20 protein-coding genes are annotated in these 21851 nt (G+C 46.0%); 12 read left to right on the top strand and 8 right to left on the bottom strand.

Translation table 11 applies throughout. From position 1 onward, the window contains the following. Window positions 1–12 precede the first annotated feature (12 nt). Window positions 13–564, bottom strand: coding sequence for a nicotinamidase (locus tag AC1HCU_RS12095; RefSeq protein ID WP_480366304.1), 552 nt, complete (start codon window positions 562–564; stop codon window positions 13–15). Window positions 565–803: 239 nt separating this feature from the next. On the opposite strand from AC1HCU_RS12095, the gene AC1HCU_RS12090 reads away from it, so the two are divergent. Then, entirely contained in the window at window positions 804–1169 is a 366-nt protein-coding gene (locus AC1HCU_RS12090; protein WP_480366302.1) for a DMT family protein, read from the top strand. A 91-nt stretch (window positions 1170–1260) separates the two neighbouring features. Then, window positions 1261–3657 carry a TonB-dependent receptor gene (locus tag AC1HCU_RS12085; RefSeq protein ID WP_480366300.1) on the top strand — a complete coding sequence of 799 codons (2397 nt, stop codon included), beginning with the start codon at window positions 1261–1263 and terminating at the stop codon, window positions 3655–3657. A gap of 32 nt (window positions 3658–3689) precedes the next feature. On the opposite strand, the gene AC1HCU_RS12080 is transcribed toward AC1HCU_RS12085, so the two are convergent. Together AC1HCU_RS12080 and AC1HCU_RS12075 are read right to left on the bottom strand one after the other, a co-directional pair. Beyond that, on the bottom strand, window positions 3690–5111 hold the full coding sequence (locus tag AC1HCU_RS12080; RefSeq protein WP_480366298.1) for an amino acid permease: 1422 nt from the start codon (window positions 5109–5111) through the stop codon (window positions 3690–3692). A gap of 38 nt (window positions 5112–5149) precedes the next feature. Further along, window positions 5150–5827 (bottom strand): DUF554 domain-containing protein, encoded by a 678-nt coding sequence (locus AC1HCU_RS12075; protein ID WP_480366296.1) that lies wholly within the window; start codon window positions 5825–5827, stop codon window positions 5150–5152. Between the two features lie 203 nt (window positions 5828–6030). Between AC1HCU_RS12075 and AC1HCU_RS12070 the strand changes: the two genes are divergently transcribed. From AC1HCU_RS12070 to AC1HCU_RS12045, 6 genes are all read left to right on the top strand, one after another. After that, window positions 6031–6930, top strand: a complete 900-nt coding sequence (locus AC1HCU_RS12070) for a DUF488 domain-containing protein (protein ID WP_480366294.1) — start codon at window positions 6031–6033, stop codon at window positions 6928–6930. A gap of 2 nt (window positions 6931–6932) precedes the next feature. Further along, window positions 6933–7766, top strand: a complete 834-nt coding sequence (locus AC1HCU_RS12065) for a hypothetical protein (protein ID WP_480366292.1) — start codon at window positions 6933–6935, stop codon at window positions 7764–7766. A 193-nt stretch (window positions 7767–7959) separates the two neighbouring features. After that, window positions 7960–8412 carry a DUF4494 domain-containing protein gene (locus AC1HCU_RS12060; protein WP_480366290.1) on the top strand — a complete coding sequence of 151 codons (453 nt, stop codon included), beginning with the start codon at window positions 7960–7962 and terminating at the stop codon, window positions 8410–8412. After that, window positions 8409–9071, top strand: a complete 663-nt coding sequence (locus AC1HCU_RS12055; protein WP_480366287.1) for a YggS family pyridoxal phosphate-dependent enzyme — start codon at window positions 8409–8411, stop codon at window positions 9069–9071. The genes AC1HCU_RS12060 and AC1HCU_RS12055 overlap by 4 nt, the downstream gene beginning before the upstream one ends. Window positions 9072–9182: 111 nt before the next feature. Further along, complete coding sequence (locus tag AC1HCU_RS12050; RefSeq protein ID WP_480366285.1) at window positions 9183–10157, top strand: dihydroorotate dehydrogenase-like protein; 975 nt, start codon at window positions 9183–9185, stop codon at window positions 10155–10157. A gap of 4 nt (window positions 10158–10161) precedes the next feature. Continuing rightward, window positions 10162–11109: a hydrogen peroxide-inducible genes activator gene (locus tag AC1HCU_RS12045; protein WP_480366284.1), complete on the top strand. Its 948-nt coding sequence runs from the start codon at window positions 10162–10164 to the stop codon at window positions 11107–11109. Window positions 11110–11170: 61 nt separating this feature from the next. Here the strand turns inward: AC1HCU_RS12045 and AC1HCU_RS12040 are convergent, their stop codons facing one another. Further along, window positions 11171–13597: a TonB-dependent receptor gene (locus AC1HCU_RS12040; protein WP_480366283.1), complete on the bottom strand. Its 2427-nt coding sequence runs from the start codon at window positions 13595–13597 to the stop codon at window positions 11171–11173. An 85-nt stretch (window positions 13598–13682) separates the two neighbouring features. Beyond that, window positions 13683–14030: a hypothetical protein gene (locus AC1HCU_RS12035; RefSeq protein WP_321722035.1), complete on the bottom strand. Its 348-nt coding sequence runs from the start codon at window positions 14028–14030 to the stop codon at window positions 13683–13685. Between the two features lie 169 nt (window positions 14031–14199). On the opposite strand from AC1HCU_RS12035, the gene AC1HCU_RS12030 reads away from it, so the two are divergent. The 4 genes from AC1HCU_RS12030 to ltrA all read left to right on the top strand — a co-directional run bounded on the left by AC1HCU_RS12030 (window position 14200) and on the right by ltrA (window position 18459). After that, window positions 14200–14736, top strand: a complete 537-nt coding sequence (locus tag AC1HCU_RS12030; protein WP_480366280.1) for an HD domain-containing protein — start codon at window positions 14200–14202, stop codon at window positions 14734–14736. Window positions 14737–14811: 75 nt separating this feature from the next. After that, complete coding sequence (locus tag AC1HCU_RS12025; RefSeq protein WP_480366278.1) at window positions 14812–15399, top strand: nucleotide exchange factor GrpE; 588 nt, start codon at window positions 14812–14814, stop codon at window positions 15397–15399. A 1-nt stretch (window position 15400) separates the two neighbouring features. Further along, complete coding sequence (gene dnaJ / locus AC1HCU_RS12020) at window positions 15401–16558, top strand: molecular chaperone DnaJ (RefSeq protein ID WP_480366277.1); 1158 nt, start codon at window positions 15401–15403, stop codon at window positions 16556–16558. Between the two features lie 494 nt (window positions 16559–17052). After that, complete coding sequence (gene ltrA, locus AC1HCU_RS12015) at window positions 17053–18459, top strand: group II intron reverse transcriptase/maturase (RefSeq protein ID WP_480366275.1); 1407 nt, start codon at window positions 17053–17055, stop codon at window positions 18457–18459. A gap of 349 nt (window positions 18460–18808) precedes the next feature. Here ltrA and AC1HCU_RS12010 read toward each other — a convergent pair whose 3' ends face one another. The 3 genes from AC1HCU_RS12010 to AC1HCU_RS12000 all read right to left on the bottom strand — a co-directional run bounded on the left by AC1HCU_RS12010 (window position 18809) and on the right by AC1HCU_RS12000 (window position 21845). Further along, complete coding sequence (locus AC1HCU_RS12010; RefSeq protein WP_480371180.1) at window positions 18809–19174, bottom strand: PfkB family carbohydrate kinase; 366 nt, start codon at window positions 19172–19174, stop codon at window positions 18809–18811. Between the two features lie 129 nt (window positions 19175–19303). After that, on the bottom strand, window positions 19304–20437 hold the full coding sequence (locus AC1HCU_RS12005) for an SGNH/GDSL hydrolase family protein (protein ID WP_480366273.1): 1134 nt from the start codon (window positions 20435–20437) through the stop codon (window positions 19304–19306). Then, entirely contained in the window at window positions 20430–21845 is a 1416-nt protein-coding gene (locus tag AC1HCU_RS12000) for a sugar porter family MFS transporter (RefSeq protein WP_480366271.1), read from the bottom strand. Before AC1HCU_RS12000 ends, AC1HCU_RS12005 begins: the two co-directional genes overlap by 8 nt. Between the last annotated feature and the right edge of the window lie 6 nt (window positions 21846–21851).

The following is a 21851-nucleotide window of genomic DNA, read 5'->3' as shown; positions in this document are numbered from 1 at the left end:
AAAATAATAGTTTTAGTCATATGAAATCTCTTTCGATTCTATCAGTATACACCCTATGCGATACATCTCCTGCAGTGCTTTTTTATCGTCGCCAGGTTGTGCGTTTACCGCGGCGATAGCATCGGTAATTACATAGGTGTGGAATCCCGCTTTCACGGCATCCAGCGCAGTTGCTTTCACGCAATAGTCGGTAGCAAGGCCGCACACATAAAGCTTTCGGATTTGATGCTCCTCCAGAAAGTCGGAGAGTGAAGTATTGGTTGCTTCGAAGGCTGAGTAGCCATCGTCCTTATTGTCGGTTCCTTTATATAGCTTCAGGTCGATTTTTTCGCTGTCCAGTTTCGGATGAAAATCGGCGCCATGTGTGCCTGCGACACAATGAACCGGCCACTTCCCAAAATGCACCGAATCTGCAGGATGCCAGTCCTGCGATGAGATTACCAGGTCGAACCGTTCCATGAGCCCATTGATCGGCGGCACCACTTTATCGCCGTCCTTCACTCCCAGGGCGCCACCGGGGCAGAAATCGTTCTGCACGTCCACAATCAATAATGCCTTCTTCATATCTTTTTTACAACTTGTCTCTTTCTATAACAACAGAAGTAAGAAGGTGTTCATGCGCAGTCCCCCCATCCCCCGTGGGTGTCATTTCCCGGAATAAAGTAGCGGAAACGACCGGATGTAAAGTTGTGTGCGAGATTCCTGTGTAGGTACGTTGCAATGTCTACATGAGAGACCTTCAGACTCAGAAGGGCTTTGTTTGCGGAAATGTTGTACTTTTGCACAATTTTTTACGGATATCTATGAATTATTTGCTTACTATCGGGCTTTTGGTTGTCTCAAATGTTTTTATGACACTGGCATGGTATGGCCATCTGAAGCTGGCTGAAAATAGCTGGTTCGGCAAATTGCCGCTTATCAGTGTCATCGTAATCAGCTGGCTTATCGCCTTTTTTGAATACTGTTTCCAGGTGCCGGCAAATCGTCTTGGATTCGAAGGTAACGGAGGGAGCTTTTCACTGTTGCAGTTGAAAGTCATGCAGGAGGTGATCACTCTCCTGGTGTTTGTGATCTTCTCTTCCCTTGCATTTCAGACACAGATAAGGATGAATCACCTGATCGGATTTCTTTTTCTGGTGCTGGCTGTCTATTTCATTTTTAAGCAGTAGCATTAAAGAAAAATATCACTAAATGTAGTGATTGTCGGGTAACATTTTATCGCTTTTCTTTGCATTTAGTTAAGAATCCAATAAAATGTGCATGATGAAACAGTTGCTGATAGTATGTATTGTCTTGTGTTGTAATATTTTTGTGTCTTTCCCGCGGGAAAATATACCGGCAAAAGAAGCCAATCCAAAAGATACAGTCAAGGTTTATTATCTTGATGAAGTGGTGGTGACCTCCTCGGTGAAAGAAACCAACGAGCTGAAGAACATGCCGACAGCCGTCTCCGTAGTCTCTCCAAAACAACTGCGGGATACGCAGATTGAGTCGTTGCCGGGCCTAAGCGCATATATTCCCAACTTCTTTATTCCGGTATATGGTTCCAAAGTCTCCACTCCAATCTATATCCGGGGTATCGGCGCACGGTTGGGAGCACAGACGGTGAGCATGTACGTGGATAATGTCCCCAGCTTTAATCCCTCGGCTTTCGATTTTGAATTTCAGGATATACAGCGTGTGGAGGTACTACGCGGTGCCCAGGGAACACTCTACGGCAGAAATGCCATTGGAGGAATCGTGAATCTTTACACGCTTTCACCCCTCACCTTCCAGGGTACCCGCCTGATGGTGGGTGGTGGCAATTACGGCCAGTTCTCGGCAAAAGTTTCAAACTATAGCAAGCTGTCGGATAACTTCGGGATCTCTGTGGGTGGCTATTACAAACGTGACGATGGATATTTTACGAACAGCTATACCGGAAAGAAAGTGGATGCCTCTGAAAATGCAGGCGGCAGGGTGAAGTTTGAGTGGGAGCTGACTCCCTCTTTCAAGGCGTTGCTTTTTGGCAACTACGACTATGTGTCCGGGGGCGCCTTTCCTTATATGCATAAGGATTCCACCGAATCCAATTTTAACGAACCCTCGTCGTACGACCGGCACCTTTTTACAAACGGTTTGTCGCTGGATTATTCCGGGCAGGGCTATAGCATTCACTCGACCACTGGCTATCAGTATCTGAAAGATGATATGAAGATGGATCAGGATTACTCTCCCAAATCGGTGTTTTCCATTCGTCAGATGCAGAAGCAACATTCGTTGAGCCAGGAGATCACGGTAAAGTCGGACTTACAGCGGAAATATCGCTGGGTACTGGGAGCCTTTGGTTTCTATGATCACCGGGTGATCGATACACCGGTAGCCATCAAAGAGGAGGGTATTGCTGCCATGCAGACTCACCTCGATGCTTTTACAGCCAATGCACCGCTGACAATCTCTTATGCCAATGACCGGATCGATTTGCCGGGTGTGTATACCAAACCCTCAAGAGGGGCTGCGTTCTTTCATCAATCTACTGTGAACGACCTTTTTGGCGTGACGGGATTGTCCGGCACGGCCGGCATTCGTTTCGACTACGAACATACCGGACTCGACTTTTCTACGGAAAGCGAGGGGGGCGATGTAAATCTTCTGTTTAATATTCCCAACCGTCCCATGCCTCCCATGTTTATTGAGGGCGACACATTGCTGACGGGTAGCTATAGCAAAGACTTCTGGAAGATACTTCCTAAGTTTGCCCTGCAATATCAATTCACCCGCACCGCTCATGTCTACCTGTCTGCTTCCAAAGGGTACAAGACCGGCGGCTATAACGAGCAGGCATTCTCCAAAATATTACAGGGTGCTTTGGCTGCTTCGATCATGGAAGGAATTGCAGCGAAAATGCCTCCCAATATGCCCATGCCTGGAGGGGCGCCAAACGGTGACGGCGCTAAGCCAACCCTTGAGGAACAGCTCTCCTATGATCCGGAAACCAGCTGGACCTATGAGTTGGGCGGACGATATGAGATGTTTGAAAACAGGTTGTCGCTCAATTATGCATTGTTTTATTCCCGTGTCAACAATATTCAGATCATCAAACTGGAAGATCAGGGAACATCCGGTCGCACGGTTAAGAATGCCGGCAAATCGGAAAGCAAAGGATTTGAGTTAAGTCTGAAATATGTTCCTTTGCAGAGCCTGTCGTTGTATGCCGACTACGGATTTGCCGATGCGCGTTTTGTAGATTATGAAGCGGCTGAGGATGTGGATTACTCAGGGAATCATATACCGTTTGCTCCACGACATACGGTAAGCCTGGGTACCAGCTATGTGCATAGTTTTGCCAATGGGGCGCTGATCGACCGGCTGGTCGGAAACATCCAGTATACCGGAGTGGGAAAAATTTATTGGACAGAATCGAATAAGACGACGCCTCAGGCTGGGGATGAAGGAGTAGCGCTGTATCAGCCTTTTTATGGGCTGGTGAACGGTAGCATTTCTGCCGAGAGAGGTGCCTTCTCGCTCGAACTCTGGGCTAAGAACCTCTTCAACACCGACTACCACTCCTTCCTTTTTGAAGCATCTGACATGACCACCGGAAAAGTGAATCAGTTTGTGCAGCGTGGATATCCCATGCGACTGGGCGTAACTCTGCGGTATACGATGAACAAATGATTTAATGTTGCGACCATGCGACAGGAGAAAAACTAAAACGTAATCCTGTGGGCCGTGAATAAAGCCGTAACCACTACGGCACCGGCCAGCAATAAAATTATAACAGCCCATTCCCATCGTTTGGGCTGTTTTTTTTGTTCTCTTTTTGCCCTGATAAACAGCAAGGAGCCGATACTGTAAAAGATCACCGAAAGGAAGAGATATTGTATGCCCACGGCGTAAATAACATAAAGAGAATAAAGAGTGGCGAGAAGCGCAATGACCAAATGGAGAATCGGTTCTTTTTTTCTGAGACCCAGGGCTATCTTCACGGCATAGAGCGAGGTAAGCAGATAAGGTATTAGCACCAGGGTAGTGGCAATGGTGATGGCGGCAAGATAGGTCTCGTTGAGGCGGGGTGAAAGGATGGAAAGAAGAAAGAATTGGGTGAAGCACTGAGTGAGTAATAACGCATTTACCGGAGTTCCTTTGCGGTTCACCTTTTTGAAAATACGTGGTAACATGTCATCTTTCGCCGCGGCATATAATGTTTCAACGGATAACAGTATCCACGAGAGGCTGGCTCCCAGCACCGAGACCATGATTCCCAGCCTGACGATCATGCCGCCGGCAGTGCCTATAACCGTTCGCTCCAATATCAAGGCCAGTGGCGTCTGTGAGTCGGCCAACTCCGGGGCCGCAACCGATGACATGGCAATAAAGGTGATCAGCATATAAACAGCCACAACAATCAGCAGGGAGAGAATAATGGTCCGCCGCACGGTCTGCTGACTCTCTGCCCGGCCCGACAGTACTGAAGCCGCTTCCACACCGACAAAACACCAGAGGATAATCGCCATGGCCTCTTTTATCTGCAACAAGGGAGAGGTGGGCTCGCCCGTGGATGCCAGCCTGTCTTGCCAGTCTGGAGTAAGAAAAAGATCGCTGTGTACAAGAGATATGCCCAGGAATATGATCAGCAAAATGGGAATTAGTTTCGCAGTTGTAACAATGAAGTTCAAGATGGCTCCCTCCCGGATACCTGCCATTAGTATGGTATAGAAGAACCAGAGGAGTGCCGATCCGGTCAGAAAGGCGGTGAGAGGTGAAAGCGCACGCTCTCCCAGCAGGTCGTTCATTGTTTTGAAAAAGAGTGCCAGATAACTCACGTTTCCCAGCCAGCCTACCGACCAGTAGCCCCAGGCTGAGTTGAAACCCATGTAATCGCCGAAGCCGTCACGGGCGTAAGCGTAGACTCCGCTTTTTAATCCTGGCTTGCGTGCCGCAAGATAGACAAACACCAGAGCGAGCATCAGTGCCCCCAGACCGCCTGCTACCCAGGCAATCATGGTGCCCTGCGGATTGGACACACGGATCAGATCTTTTGGAGAATTGAAGATGCCGGAGCCTATCATGGAGCCAAGCGCCACAAAAACAAGCAACCACAATCCCAGTTTTTCCTCTTTTTTTGTCATTTTCTATGGGATAAAACGATCCGGGTGCAGCGTTGGCTTTATCCAAATAACCAAATCAGTAATACAATGATAACGAGAGAGGGCAACATATTCATGATCCGGAGTTTTTTGATTCCGAGAATGTTGATTCCCAATCCGATCAGCAGGATGCCTCCCACGCTGGTGATTCCGAGAATGATGTCATCGTTAAAGAAACTCCCTGCATAGCCTGCCAGCAACGTAATGGAAGCCTGAAAGACAAACAGGGGCAGTGCAGAGAAAACAACACCCATGCCAAAAGCGGATGCCAGCAGGATGGCAGAGAAGAAGTCCATCAGCGATTTTGTGAAGAGCAGATCCGGAGAACCTCCTGTCCCCTCCTGAATGGTACCGAGAATGGTCATCGAGCCCACGCAAAAAAGGAGAAACGCTGTGACCAGGCCCTCGGAGAATTTTTCACTGCCGATATGAAAACGGCTTTTCAGGCTGTTGCTCATCCGCTCAGCCCTTTTTTCCAGGTCACACCATTCGCCCAAAAGAGATCCTATGGCCAGGCTGCTGACCACGATAAGGATTTTTTTCATCTCAACGGCCATCGAAGCGCCTATGGCCAGCGTGAAGAGGCCTATGGCCTGGAAATAAATGCTAGTTACACGTTCGGGCATCCGCTTCTTCAGCAGCAGACCAATCATTCCACCACCCACTACGGCAGCCGTATTTACAAGGGTTCCAATCATCTCGTTAGCCAATAAATTGCAAAAATATCATTTTTTCGCGATAATTGCATAATTCAGCTAAGACTGTCTGCTGCATTTTAGAGAAGTCAAGGAAAGTCAGGTAATGCAAACATATTCCACTCACGTACACAAACCGAAGTGTAGGAATCATAAAACGATCAATTTTTTTGTGTATAGTTTAAACTTTTCTCTAAATTTGTAATATGTTATATTACAGAAGAAAAATAATCGCAGCTTTACTGGAAGTGTTTGACGGGCAACTGACGGCAAAGAGTTTACAGAAGTATTTGTTTCTATTTACCCGAGCGCAGCCGGTTAAAACATTCGATTTTATACCTTATCGTTATGGCTGTTTCTCGTTTCAGGCTGATCAGGATTTGGGCACGATGGCAAAATATGGCTATCTTGAAATATCCGAGCATCAGAGTGGCAGATTTATAAAACTAAAAGAAAATGGAGCATATCTGGAAATGCTTAATAAATCCGACCGTCAGGTTTTACTCGATGTAAAAACCGAATTTGCGTCGATGTCTCAAACCGATTTAATACGCTATACTTACCAAAAATACCCCTATTTTGCAATCAACAGCTCAATAGCCAACAAGTTGCTGACGAAAGATGAGTTAGCCCGAGTAGAAAAACAAAAACGCATGTTCACAGAGCCCCAGTTGTTTAGTATCGGTTACGAAGGTATCACGCTTGAAACATATATAAACAAGTTGATAATAAACGACGTGCACGTATTGTGTGATGTGCGCAAAAACGCTTTCAGTCAGAAATATGGGTTCTCGAAAAGTCAATTACAAAAAGCCTGTAACGGTGTTGGTATTCACTATGTACATGTTCCGGAGTTGGGGATAGAATCGGAGCAGCGGCGGGGATTGCATACACAAGCCGATTATGATTGTCTGTTTGAGAATTACGAAAAAACAACGCTAAAAAATAATCGAGAAGCCCTATCAAAGATAAGAGCGTTGATTGAAAACTATGGACGAGTGGCTGTTACTTGTTTCGAGAAAAATCCGAACCAATGTCATCGTTCGCTTGTTGCCAAGGCATTGATGCAGTTACCCGATGTTGGTTATTCGTTTAAATCCTTGTAAGCATGGCATTAACTAAAGTCCTAATTACCGTCAAAACATATCCAACTCTATCGGAAAAATACGATGAGTTGGTCTGTACCGCCGGTTTTAGGGAAGATGGCTCATGGATTCGCATTTTCCCGGTACCATTCCGTAAACTCGATTATCAGAATCAGTTCGATAAATGGCAATGGATAGAAATCGATTTGGTAAAAAACACGTCTGATTTTCGACCTGAAAGTTTTCGACCTACGGATTTGGATAGAGAGATTCGTATGCTCGATAGAATTGACACTAAAGGTGACTGGGGCAAAAGAAAACTGTATATAGGCGATACAATTTGGGATAATATGACAGAGTTGATAGCCGCAGCAAAAGACCCAAATGTTGGAACGTCATTAGCCATTGTAAAACCCAAAGATATCATCGATTTTGTATGGAGGCCTTGCGAAAGGGAGTGGAATAAACAAAAGATGGATAGGGTTATTGCCAATAAAGCGCAGGGAAGCTTATTTGATGAGGATGAAACCCGATTGGTTTTTAAAGTGGTGAAGAAATTACCTTATGAATTCTCTTACATTTTTACCACTGAAGATGGTAAAACAAGAACCATAATGATTGAAGATTGGGAATTGGGTGCATTGTACTGGAATTGTCTTAATAAAGCAAAAGGTGACGAAGTAGAAGCTTGTCGAAAAGTGAAAGAGAAATATTTGGACTTTATGTGGCATCAGCGTGACTCGCTTTTTTTTATGGGGACAACCAAACAGTTTCATAATGTTTCACCTAATCCTTTTATCATCATCGGTACATTTTACCCTCCCAAAGTTGACATCCAACAATTGTCGTTGTTTTAAGCATATATTCTGAATCTCCTAATTCGTTTTTGATATGCATAAGTTACTGCAGTCATTTTCATTTCTTAAGCCCCAACTCTTAATCAGATAGTTTGCCAAAATGGCTGGATATTCCGGCGATGTTGACCCTTGTTCCGGTGAAATTGTCACAAAATTTGTACCTTTGCTTTTCTTTAGATTATAAAAGCAGGATATGTACAATTGGTTTGAGTGTAAGATAAGATATGACAAGATGCTGGAGACCGGCATGCAGAAAACAGTGACCGAGCCCTATCTGGTAGATGCACTGTCATTCACCGAGGCGGAAGCAAGGATCATTGAAGAGATTAAGCCCTTTATCTCGGGTGAGTTTTCCGTGTCCGATATTAAACGGGTAAAATATACCGAGTCTTTTTTTAATGAAACGGGAGACCGCTACTATAAGGCAAAACTTTACTTTATCACCCTCGACGAAAAAAGCGGTGCCGAGAAGAAAACAGCAGTTAACATGCTGGTACAGGCTTCGGAACTGAAAGAAGCTGTGGAAATCGTGGAAGCGGAGATGAAGAAGACCATGATCGATTACGCGTTTGCAGCAGTAAATGAAACGGCTATCATGGATGTATTTCCCTATTCGGGAGATAAGGCAACGGAAACAACGATATGAGCATTCGGACACATATTGATGCATTACGGGAGTCTGTTCCACATGATGTAACTGTCGTGGCAGTCTCCAAATTTCATCCTGCCTCAATGATCCGGGAAGCCTATGATAGCGGTCAGCGTGTCTTTGGTGAAAGTCGCGTGCAGGAGCTGCTGATCAAACAACAGGAGTTGCCGAGCGACATTGAGTGGCATTTTATTGGCGGCCTGCAGCGAAACAAAGTGAAACAGATTGCTCCCTTCATCTCGCTTATTCACAGTCTCGACAGCGAAAGACTGATGCTGGAGATCGAAAAACAAGGTGCGGTAAATAACCGGACAATACCTTGTCTGCTTCAGATACACATTGCCCGGGAGGAAACCAAATCGGGCTTCTCTCCCGATGAGTGCCGGCAGTTTCTTCTCAAAGGTATATGGAAGGAGTGCCGGCATGTACAGATTGCCGGGGTGATGGGCATGGCCACATTCACCAAGAATGTAACTCAACTCAAAACTGAGTTTCGGCTTTTGAAATCTCTCTTCGGAGAGTATAAAGCAGCCTTTTTTTCAGAAGAACCGGCTTTCAAGGAAATATCGATGGGTATGTCGGGAGATTATCCAGTTGCCATAGAAGAAGGCAGTACTATGGTGCGACTGGGAACAGTAATTTTCGGAGAGAGGTAATTTTCGTCACTATACTGCTCCATCCGGTTTGTTTTGCCGATATAATATCGATTTTATCGATTAAATTGTTTATTTTTGTTGATCCATAAATTGAAAAACAGTTGTTGGCACATGATTAATTTAGAAACAACCTTTGCTGGTTTAAAACTGAAAAACCCGCTAATAGCAGGTAGCAGCGGCCTTACAAATTCGATTCAAAAGATCCGGGAACTGGAAGACGCCGGTATCGGAGCCATTGTATTGAAATCGCTCTTTGAAGAGCAGATTGAGAATCACTCCGAGAAACTGTCACAACTGTCGGACTATCCCGAAGCAGCCGATTATATCAACGCCTACATCAAGATGAATCATGTGGAGAAGTATCTCGACTTGGTTCGTGCTGCCAAGGAAGTTTGTTCGATACCCATCGTGGCCAGTATCAATTGCTACAAATCGGCCCGGTGGATAGATTTCGCCAAAACCATACAGGATGCTGGAGCCGATGCACTGGAGCTTAATCTCTTCGTGCTCAATGCAGGTGAATTCAACGATTCCTATCTGGAAGATACCTATCTCAATGTTGTCAGGGAGCTTAAGAAGACTATCCATATCCCATTGGTCATCAAGATGGCAAAAAATATCAGCAACCTGCCCGGGCTGGTGGGTAAGCTGAAGGCGCTCGGCGCTGACGGCGTGGTACTTTTCAATCGTTTTTACCAGCTCGACATCGACATTAAAACGATGGAAATCACCTCGGGTCCGGTGTTTAGTAATCCGGCCGATTTCAGCGATACTCTGCGATGGACAGCCATCGTTGCGGGGCGGATACCCAATTTTGATGTGGCTTGCTCTTACGGGGTACATACATGGGAGGATGTCATCAAGGGTATTCTTGCCGGTGCCGGTGGAATTCAGCTCTGCAGCGTACTTTATGAACAGGGACCGGAGGTAATCGGTGATATTCTTACCTTGATGGAGGAATGGATGCAACAAAGCAATTACAGCCGGATTGAAGAATTCAGGGGTAAACTCAGTTATGCAAATATCGAAAGCCCCGCATTGTATGAACGGGTGCAGTTCATGAAATATTTCTCCAGTTACAAGTAAGATTATGAATATACAACAGCTCGAGTATATTATCGCCGTTGATAATTTCCGCCATTTTTCAAAGGCCGCCGAAGCTTCTTTTGTTACCCAACCCACGTTGAGCATGATGATTCAGAAGCTGGAAGAGGAGCTGGGCGTGAAGATATTCGATCGTTCACAACTACCTGTACATCCCACGGAAATAGGGAAGAGGATCATTGATCAGGCACGGGTGGCAGTGGCCCAGGTGAACCAGATCAAGGAGGTGGTACAGGAGGAGAAAGGTATCATAAAGGGTGTCTTCCGGCTGGGAATCATTCCGACCATATCTCCCTATCTCCTTCCCCGGTTGATGCAGATACACAGTGAAAACAAATATGATATCCGCATCATAATTTCGGAACTTACCACCGATCAGATATTGAAGGGATTGTCTAACGATTCACTGGACGGCGGTATACTGGCCACTCCATTGAAAGAACCGTCCATCAGGGAGTATCCCATTTATTACGAACGTTTTTACGCCTATGTCTCACCCCTTGAGAAAGCGCTCTTTGCAAAGACATCGCTCGATGAGGGCGACCTTACCGCTGCCCGGCTCTGGCTACTCGACGAGGTGCATTGTTTCAGAACGCAGATTTTGCATCTCTGTAACCTCAGAAAGCGGAGAGGTGGGAACCAGCAATCTATCTTTTCCTATGAAGCAGGCAGTATAGATACTTTGATCAACATCGTAGACAAGAACGACGGACTGACGGTAATTCCAGAGATGGCGCTGGCAAACTTGAGTGAAGCACAGATGAAAAATGTTCGTCCTTTTAAAAACAGTACGCCGGTACGGGAAGTGAGTCTTGTTACGCGGAAGGAATTTTACAGAGAAAGGCTGCTTCACATCATTATCGACGAGGTAAGGACAGCCGTCCCGGATTCACTGCAGGATGATGCATTGAAAAAATACGTAGTCCCATTGTAATTTCTGTTGTCATGAATCGCAGGGGCAACAATCGTCGCCCCTGTTCGATCCGTAAGGCATGTTACAGGATCAATTTAACTCCTGCAAAAAAAGTTCTCGGCATACCTGGACCGTAGATGTAGCTTGAAGCTCTTCCCGGACCGGTATCAAAATCTTTTTGATAAGCATCGAAGATGTTCTGAACGCCTATGCTGAACTCCATCTGTGTATCGTAATAAAGATTAGCCGTATACGTTATTTTTGTATTTAATTCGAAGAAGGTGGGTGATTTTTCTGTGATATTCACCTGCGAGAACCGCTCCTTCCCTTTTGTCCCGAAGCCAGCTTCATGTGGTACCAGCATACTTCCGGTGTAGTTTCCGGAGAATGATGCTGAGAATCTGTCTACAGGAGTGAAGGTGGCTACAAAGTAGGCATAGCTATCGGGTGTACGCATCATCCTGCGTGTGGATATAACCTGGTCAAGTATCTCCTCCTCCGGCGTTTCTGGCTCCCACCATTTCCGTGTCTGCTCATAGCGACTTTGCTGGAGAGTGGCTCCCGCCTGCAGATCGAGTCGACTGCCAAAAACAGCACGGCCTTCAAGGTTCACCCCATACACCATTGCCCCGGAACCGGCGTTTTCAATTGTGATCTCATTGCCCCTTTTCAACTCGGTGAAGGGATTTTCAAGCCGGGTATAGAATCCCTCCATCAGAAGATTGAAAAGGGACCGACCTGTCTGGAAGTATAGATCCACAGATCCGCTTACACTCCTTGATCGTTCCTCTTTCAGTTTGTCTGATAATACTCTGATTACCGGGTTCCCTCCCGCAATATCCACATGCAGATTTTCATCAAACACCTGTGGTGCCCGAAAACCACCGCTATAGGTCAATCGGATATTGATGTTTTCAGTGGGATTGTACCGCATGTTAAGTCGTGGGCTAAAGATGGCTTGCTGTACCAGGTTGTGCTTGTCAAGCCTGCCCCCGATCAGAAAACTCCACATCGCAGTTTTCCACTCATTTTGCAAAAATGTGCTTGCCGTGCGGGTGTCCTGCGCGATATTGTCTGTCCGGTAACCGCTCACGTCCTTCAGGCTGCTGCCCGTGTATTCTATGCCTGCAGTCAGGTTTGCCGGCATAAACCACAATTGATCAAAAGAGTGAATGTAATGACCTCCTAACTGGTAAGTGAGCTCCGATGTATTGCCGAAGGAATTTATGCGGAGCAGATTATTCTTAATGGCATCGTTGATCGCATCAATTTGGGTCTGATCCATGCCAGGCTCTGCTTCAGGGATATCTTTCCGATATGGATTGCCGGCACCATAATAGCTGTCTCTGTAGGTGTGGCTGGCGGCTGCATAGAGGCTCACCTTGCTCTTCTGATCCGTTGAATACCTGTCAAAGCCGAGCGAGCCACTGTTGATATAGTGTTCCACCTGCTCCGTGATGAAGCTTTCGAAAGGTTGCAGATGTAACCCGTCGCCACCACGCCGGAATTCATGCAGGTTCCGGTATTCGAGCGAAAGCCTCGAATAGATGCCCGTTTTCAGGAAGGAACGAAATCCCAGAGAACGGTTTTTGAGTATCGGCAGTTCCGTGAATCCGTCGCCATCCATGTCGAATCCGTCCCTATGCCTGTGTTGCCCGTAGACCATCACCCCCGCATTTCTTGAATCGTTTACCAGAGAGGCATTAAAGGTTGTGTTGTTCTCTAGGGCGCCGGTAGCCTGAAGGCTGGTCAGTGTATGGGAAAACTCACTTGTGTTGCGGATGGGTTCGCGGGTAATGATGTTGATGGTTCCGCCGATAGCATTTGCCCCAAAGAGTGCCGATCCTCCGCCGCGTATCACCTCGATACGTTCAATCATATTGGCAGGAATTTGCTCCAGACCATATACACCTGCCAGTGCGCCGATCATGGGACGTGAATCAATCAGTATCTGCGAATAAGAACCCTCCATGCCATTGATCCGAACCTGTGTCGTGCCACAGTTCTGACAGTTATTTTCTACCCGCAGTCCAGGTTGGAATTTCAGCCCGTCGGACAACGTTTTAGAGTTGGTGACGTTCAGCGTCTGCATATCCAGCACGCTTACAAGTGAAGGAGCCATCCGTCGGGTGGTTTCGTTCCTGTTGGCCGAGATCACAACCGCATCGAGTGAAACATTCTCTTCTTCCAGTTCAAAGTCGATTTCTATTGATCGACTTGACTGAATAGTCACATTTCTGGTGGATATCTTATACCCTATCATGGATACTTCCATATTGAAATTGCCAGTGGGCAGGTTGCGCAGAAAGTAGTGCCCCGAAGCATCGGTGGTTACTCCTATGGTGGTGCCTTGCAGTTTAATTGTCACGTAAGGCAAGTGCTCTTTTGTCTTTTTATCAAGTACGTGACCGAATATATTGGCATCGGTCTGAGAGCGATTGCTTCTGTTCGCTTGTCCGTAGACTGAAAGAACAGACATATAGAAAAGGATCAAAATGAGATTTTTCATTTTAACTGTATAGTTTAAATTTTTGAATATGAATCCGGATATGAATGAATATTCACATCTGAGAAAGTTTATCTGCGTTGGTTGTTCAGCTTATAGCAGGGGGTGCTCTTAGTTGCTTTGGTGCATCAGAGAGCAGCAGGTGGTCAGTTTGGTAACAGTCTGGATAATAAAAGGCAATGGATGGAGTAATTCCCACATCCATCATTGGGATAATATCGGCGGTAATGGATGTGTTAAAAATCTGATCGAGCAGTTGGAGCTCCTTCCCGGTATGGTTATGACTCGGCTGATCGCCTGATTTATACGGATGGGAATGTATATAGGTGGTTTTGTTGATGATGTGGCTGTGGGTGAAAAGTGACATCCCGCCTGCGTACAGAATAAAGAGTACCAGGCAAAACCATCTTAGGGGAGTAAATTTCTTCCACTTCATCTTGCTGCAAAGATATTGCTTTTTGGCAAAACAACATGAAATTTTGTGTTTTCATTGTTATTTGAGAGTGTAACATCAGTCGGTGAAGAGAACATTCCGTTGTAAAGGAGTGATGTGGGTTTATATTTTTAAGAATTTGTACTACATTTGCAGCAGGAAAATTATTGGTATGGATCCATTGTCGATCATTCGGAAATACTATAGGGAAGGAACAAAATTGTATGATATTTACCTGTCGCATGTGACCCGTGTGACGGATAAAGCTCTTTCCATAGTTCACAATCATCCGGAGCTGGCAGTGGATATACGTTTTATTGAGGAGGCCGGCATGCTTCATGATATCGGTATATTTCAGACGAATGCTCCTCACATTGCCTGCGAAGGTACTTTCCCCTATATCTGCCATGGTTATCTTGGCCGGGAACTGCTTTCGGCTGAAGGTTATCCGAAGCACGGGCTGGTCAGCGAACGGCATACAGGTACGGGGCTTAGCCTGGAGACGATTATCAACCGCAAATTGCCCATACCTCACCGCGATATGCGTCCTGTAAGCCTCGAGGAGAAGATCATCTGCTTTGCCGATAAATTCTATTCCAAATCGCAGTTGGATAAGGAGAAACAGGTAAAAAAGATAAGGCAGAATCTCAGCAAGCACGGATGGCATCAAGTGGAAATTTTTGATGAGTGGTGTGAAATATTCCTGTGACAAGCCGGTTTTGCAGGATGGTCTTTTTTTTGGCAAACTATTTGCAGTGTCCATAATTGGTAAATTCAAATAAATATGATACAAAACGACAATCAGCATACAGGATCCCGTGAAAAGGACCCGGAGTTGAAAAAAGAAACGATGCATGACGACGAAGTGAATGCACGCGAGGAGAATGAAGACAATTTGACAGATGCAGCGGGAGAGAATAAGGAAGCGCTGGAGGATTTACAACAAAGGTTTGATGATCTCAACAACAGTTATCTACGACTGCATGCCGAGTTCGATAATTTCCGCAAACGCACCCTGAAAGAGAAAGCCGATTTGATTAAAAGCGGAGGGGAACGTGTGTTGCTTGATATTATCACCCTGGTGGATGATTTTGAACGGGCACTTGCCATTCTTCATGATGCCGAAGACAAGGATGCCATGCTGGAGGGGATGGATCTTATTTACGGGAAATTTATCAATTTCCTGAAACAGCACGGAGTCAGGGAGATCGAAGCTCTCGGCCAGCCGTTCGATGCCGACCGCTTTGAGGCGGTGACAACTGTGCCGGCACAGGAGGAGTCGCAGAAGGGTATGGTAGTTGATTGCATCATGAAAGGATATGCCCTGAATGAGAAAATCATCCGTTTCCCAAAAGTAATAGTAGGAGAGTAAGATGTCAGCAAAAAGAGATTATTACGAAATACTGGAGGTTCCTAAAATAGCAACGGCCGAAGAGATAAAAAAGGCTTACCGCAAGAAAGCCATCCAGTTTCACCCCGACAAGAATCCAGGGAACAAGGAGGCAGAGGAGAAGTTTAAAGAAGCCGCCGAAGCCTATGAAGTGCTGAGCGATGAAAACAAGCGTGCCCGTTATGACCAGTTTGGCCATGCCGGAGTGGGTGGTGCTGCATCGGGCGGTGGTTTTGGTGGAGGAATGTCGATGGACGACATCTTCTCTCAGTTTGGCGATATCTTTGGCGGCCATTTTGGCGGTTTTGGCGGTTTCAGTGGTTTTGGCGGTTCGCAGCGTGGCAGGAGGGTGAACAGGGGTTCTGACCTGCGTGTGAAGGTGAAACTGAATCTGAAGGAGATTCTCAATGGTGTGGAAAAGAAGATCAAAGTAAAAAAATATGTATCCTGCTCGCATTGTGACGGAAATGGATCCGAAAACGGAACATCTCTTTCCACCTGTTCTACCTGCAATGGCTCCGGTGTGGTAACACGGGTGGCAAACACTATTTTGGGACAGATGCAGACCTCCTCTACCTGTCCCACCTGTAACGGTGAAGGGAAATCCATCACAAGAAAATGTGTGCATTGTAACGGCGAAGGGATTCTCCGGGAAGAGGAGGTGATCCCCATCAGGATACCTGCCGGCGTGGCCGAAGGAATGCAGCTCTCCATGTCGGGTAAAGGAAATGCAGCCCGCAGGGGTGGTGTCAACGGCGATTTACTGATTGTAATAGAAGAAGAGGAAGATCCCAATCTTATCCGCGACGAGAATGATGTGATCTACAATCTTTTCCTTAGTTTTCCCATGGCCGCATTAGGTGGTACGGTGGAAGTACCCACCATTGACGGTGTAGCCAAAGTGAAAATTGAGCCGGGTACACAGCCTGGCAAGGTATTGCGGCTGCGAAACAAGGGACTTCCATCTGTAAACTCCTATGGTAAGGGCGATGAATTGATCAACGTAAATGTCTATGTTCCGGAATCCCTGAATGAAAAAGAACGAAAAATCATGGAGGAGATGAATAAGTCGGAAAACTTTGCTCCTTCACCATCTGCACGAAAAAGCGTATTCAATAAGTTCAGGAAAATGTTCGATTAAACAACAAGGCATAGTGAGCAATGGCACAAGGATAAATAGCGGCGGACTGAAACGGTCCTGCCGCTTTTTTTGGTACGCTCGGCATGAGCATTGTCTAATGGGTGCAAGTCCCTAATGAGCCCTAATAGCGGGAATCATATAGCCAAAGGCAAGGGTGTCCATTGCGAGGTGGGATCTGAAGGAAGCCGGCGGCAAACATCTGGCCTAACGCACAGAAACTTCATATAAGGCATTTGACCGTGGATGAGATTGCCAAACAAATCAAAGTCCCATAGCTATTCGGAACGGTTGGTGTAGATGAAGTGGGTATAAGATGGAAAGACAATGCCCTTATCCGAGGAGGTCTCACGGACATGGAGAATAGTTATTCTTACAAAATCCATGGAGTAAAGCCTGCCGGGAGAAGTCAGCCGAGGTCATAGTAGTGGAGGCATCGGTAACACTCCGCGAAGGACCGAACCTAAATTAAACGATAAGTAATTGAAAGTTACCTCATGAAAGAACGAATGCAGAAAACATCAGCCCTTGCTAATGACTACCCCCAAAGAGATAGGACGGAATCCGAATGGTATGCGGGAGTGCAGACTTTCATGTGGATGACCGAAGACAACATCGTGGCAGTTCCAATCGACAAGGAACACCTGTTAGAAGTAATCCTTAGCCCCAACAACCTTAATAAAGCCTACAAGGCAGTAGTGAGGAATAAGGGATGTGGCGGTATCGACGAGATGTCATGCGAAGAACTACTTCCATGGCTATTGGCTAATAAGGATGAACTGATGTGTTCCTTGCTTGACGGTAGTTACCGTCCGAATCCGGTCCGCAGGGTAGAGATACCCAAGGATAACGGCAAGAAGCGCCTTTTGGGAATACCAGCCGTGGTTGACCGCATGGTGCAACAAGCCATTAACCAGGTCCTGACAACAATCTATGAGCCACAATTTTCGAAGCAAAGTTTCGGCTTTCGCCCGAGAAGAGGATGTCTGAACGCACTGCGAGAAGTACAGAAGATAGTAGATGAAGGCTACAAGTACGTAGTCGACCTCGACCTTGAACGCTTCTTCGACACAGTGAGCCACAGCAAGCTCATAGAAATACTCAGCCGAACCATCAAGGACGGCAGAGTAGTCAGCCTAATACACAAATATCTACGAAGCGGAGTCATAGACAAAGGGTTATGGCATGCAAGCGAGGAAGGTACCCCACAAGGAGGACCACTAAGTCCGCTCCTCGGCAATATCATGCTGAACGAGTTAGACAAGGAACTCGCACGCAGAGGACATCCCTTTGTGCGCTATGCCGATGATTCGATGATATTCTGCAAGAGTAAACGTGCTGCAGAACGTGTACGAAAATCAATAACCAAATTCATAGAGGGGCAACTCTTCCTCAAGGTAAACAAAGAAAAGACTGTAGTTTCATACATCAGAGGAGTGAAATATCTCGGCTACTCCTTTTATGTAAAGAAAGGCAAATGCCAACTTACGGTACATCCGAAATCCAGAGATAAGATGAAGTCAAGACTAAAAGAACTGACGAGTCGAAGCAATGGATGGGGACATGCTAAGAGAAAGCAGCAACTGAAAGAGTACATACGAGGGTGGGTTGGGTATTACCACCTTGCCAATATGAAACGATTATGCCTTGAAATCGACGAATGGTTACGACGAAGAATACGTATGTGTATATGGAAGGCCTGGAAGAAACCCAAGACGAAGGTGGCGAACCTCATTAAATGCGGGATAGACAAACGCCACTCTTACATGTGGGGCAACACTCGTCAAGGTTATTGGCGTATTGCCGGCAGTTATATTCTGAATCGGGCAATAACGAACGAGAAACTCAGAATTGCAGGGTACATAAACTTGCTGGATTCGTACCTCGAATGGAATCCAAAATAGGAACCGCCGTATGCCGAACGGCACGTACGGTGGTGTGAGAGGTCGGTAAATGTGAAAATAGGAGGCAAATGCCTTCTGTGATTAGCATTTACCTCCTACTCGATCATAATAACCGTAATTGGTCGATAAACGGCAACTGAAAGCATAAAATGGAATAAAAAAGAAAGAAAATAATCGGAAATATAAGTTGAATCAGTTTTTTTATTTATTCTGATTAAAAATATAACTTATTGAACTATGAATAGTTATTCCATTAAATCCCTGTATCAGTATTTCAGGGAATACAGATATTCGATCAAAAAATCGAAGAAGTTTTGGGGAAAATCGCGGAGAATCATCTCATCTGGTATTAGAAATGGGATAAGGTGGTAGAGTACGATATACAGGATGCCCGTTTTACCTGGTTCAGGAATGCAAAACTCAACATGACCAAGAATTGTATCGATAGGTATCTGGCAAATAAAGATGAAATGAAATCCGCAAGCACGATTTCGGTTTGAATGATTTTGACATGATCGGATGCTACCATAATAGGGTTTATACCCGGAATAGTGATGATACCGTTTTCACCCTTCTTGTCGACCCAAATTGTGGTTATTCCAGTTGGTGCTTGATCACAAACTTTCGACATTGAAACGCTTAGGCCTTCGTCGCAATAGAATTGAATTGCTTTCTGACCATATGTGTCATTGCCAACGGGAGTGATGAACTTCACATTTCCTCCTGCCCTGAAAGCTGTCAATGCCTAATTGGCTCCTTTGACACCCAACACCTGAGTGAAAGATTGGCCTTCAATGGTCTTTCCGGCGATCGGAATATGTATTTGTTTGAGAATCATGTTCAATCATTGAATCAATGGAAAAACAGTGCTGAAAATTTCCGTATTAAAATTCCACTTCATCACTGTTGAAATTGGCATTAAAAGTTGAAAAGCGATTTTTAGTTGTCCCTGGTATGAAGGATGCCAGTCGGAACCAAGGTCGTCATCCTGATTCAGCAGGTTGTCGGGAAGTCCGGCAAAATAGATGTTTTTGTCGTTCATCTGTTCTCTAAAGTATGATGTTAGCTCTTTTACATAAGAGAAACAGGGCTCATATAACATGGGGCCCACAACGCAGAAGAGAGGCACATCACCGTGTGATGTGCGAATCTGCATGATCAGTTTCCTATATGCGTTAAGGAAAGTCTCTTTACCAGGGTGTGGTGTAGTTGAGAAATCGTTTGTACCCAGATTGATTACAACGCAATCAGCCTTCCATAGATTAAAGTCCCACTCATTTGTGGGTATGTTGTCGAGTGTACGGTTATAGCGACCTGGCATGGTTTCATGGAAATCAGACTCAGCCTTTTTGTCCCCATAATTACGTACCACACCCCTGCCAGAGTGAGCAATGAAATGCGCTTCTGCAGAAAAAATTCTGGCAAGGATGGCAGCATAACTTTTGTAATTGTTCTCTGTATCAGGCCTGAATGGTTCATCTCTGTTACTGCCTTCGTTACCGTAACCACAGGTTATAGAGTTACCGATGAACTCTATTCGTCTTTCTGACTGTCGATTTGATGAGAAAATTGCACCATTCGTATCAGGGATCAACCCGTAGAATTTTACGATACCCATTTCAGCTTCAGTACGTTTAGTCAACAGCAATTCATGGCTCTCACCAGGTGTAGAAGGCTGGAAATAGAGCATGGTGTCACTCGGTGCGCTGAAGACAGATATCAGTTCACCATCGATAAACAGGTTGAAATAGTTTTCCGCTCCGCCTTCAATTCTAATCCCAATCTGTTCACCGGTAAAATTACAGTTGATCGTTACCCCGGGCCAGTCAAACATAACGACCTGTGGGTTAATTCTATCCACTCTTCCTGTATAGCGAATAGCAGGGTGTGTGGGTGGAACTACTTCCACAGCTTGGATGGAGTTGCCTGACAAAAGAATTGTAAATATGAGCAATAGCCAAGTTTTGTAATTATTCATGATCAACCTCTGTTTTTTTTAACCAGAAACGCTCAATCTCCTCTAATGATTTACCGGCAGTCTCAGGCATCATCTTCCAAACAATCAGCATATAGGGTATGCACATGAAGGCAAACAGAAAGAAGGTGCCAGCAGGTGTGGCGTTCTCCAGCAGCCAGGGAGTGAGCTGCCCGATCAGGAAGGTGCCGATCCAGAGCGAGAGTCCTGCGATGGACATGGCCAGGCCTCGAATCTTTGTAGGGTACATCTCGGAGAGAAAGACGAAAATGACGGCGCTGATAGAGCCGGCGGTAAAGAAGATGTACGCCAGAAAGCAACCCAGCAGGAAGAGACTGCTGATCCCCCAGGTATCACCCATGAGGAAGTAGAGCCCGATCATGATGAGTGATATAATCATACCGGTCACGCCTGCGTATACCAGCTTCTTGCGTCCCACCTTGTCAATGATGAGCAATGCCAGCACCGTAGTACCCATGTTTACCAGCCCAATCAGGGATTGATAGAAGAGCGAATCACCGCTGGAGAGACCGCTCGTTTCGAAGATGGAGGGTCCGTAGTAGAGGACGGCGTTCACTCCCATGAATTGTCCCAGGATGGCGATGGCAGAGCCGATGAGCACGGCACGTAAGATACCGGGTGAAAACAGCAGTTTATGGTTTGATTTTCCTTCAGAATTGAGCATTGACCGTGTGTCACTGATTTGACTTTGCACCATGGTGGTATCTCCATAAATCCTGGAGAAAATGAGGGCAGCATGCTCTTCGCGTCTTTTGACAATTAACCAACGTGGGCTTTCCGGGATGAAAAAGATAGTAGCGAAAAACAACATTGCCGGGAGAGTTTCTGCGCCCAGCATGCCTCTCCATATCTCCGTTCCGAAAATCAGGGCAAGCAGGGTAATGGATGAACTGAAGCTTGCTGACTGTTTCAACAAATAGTAGTTCATGAGATAGGCACCCAAGAAGCCGGCGGTGACCGCTAGCTGGTAGAGGGAAACCATTCGCCCCCGGTGTGAGGCAGGCGACACCTCCGAGATATAGAGCGGGCAGACAATGGAAACGATACCGATGCCGATACCACCGATGATGCGGTAGAGTACCAGCTGCTCCATGTTTGCAGAGATGGCACAACCGAGAGCTGACAAGGTGAATAGGATGGCAGAGAGGATCATGGTCCTTTTCCGTCCGATACGGTCGCTCAGCGCACCAGCAAAAATCACTCCGGAGATGGAGCCCACCAGGGCACACCCAACGTACCATCCGCTTTGCAGAGTAGTAAGCTGGAATTGTGCCGACACTTGTGAGATGGTACCTGAGATAACGGCAGTATCATAACCGAAAAGAAAACCTCCCAGTGCGGCTACTACCGACAAAAATGAGACATAATATAGATTATCTGTTTTATGCATTGTATT

This window comes from Proteiniphilum sp. LBM24028 (genome assembly GCF_056629195.1).
This window is presented reverse-complemented; position numbering and strand designations above follow the sequence as displayed.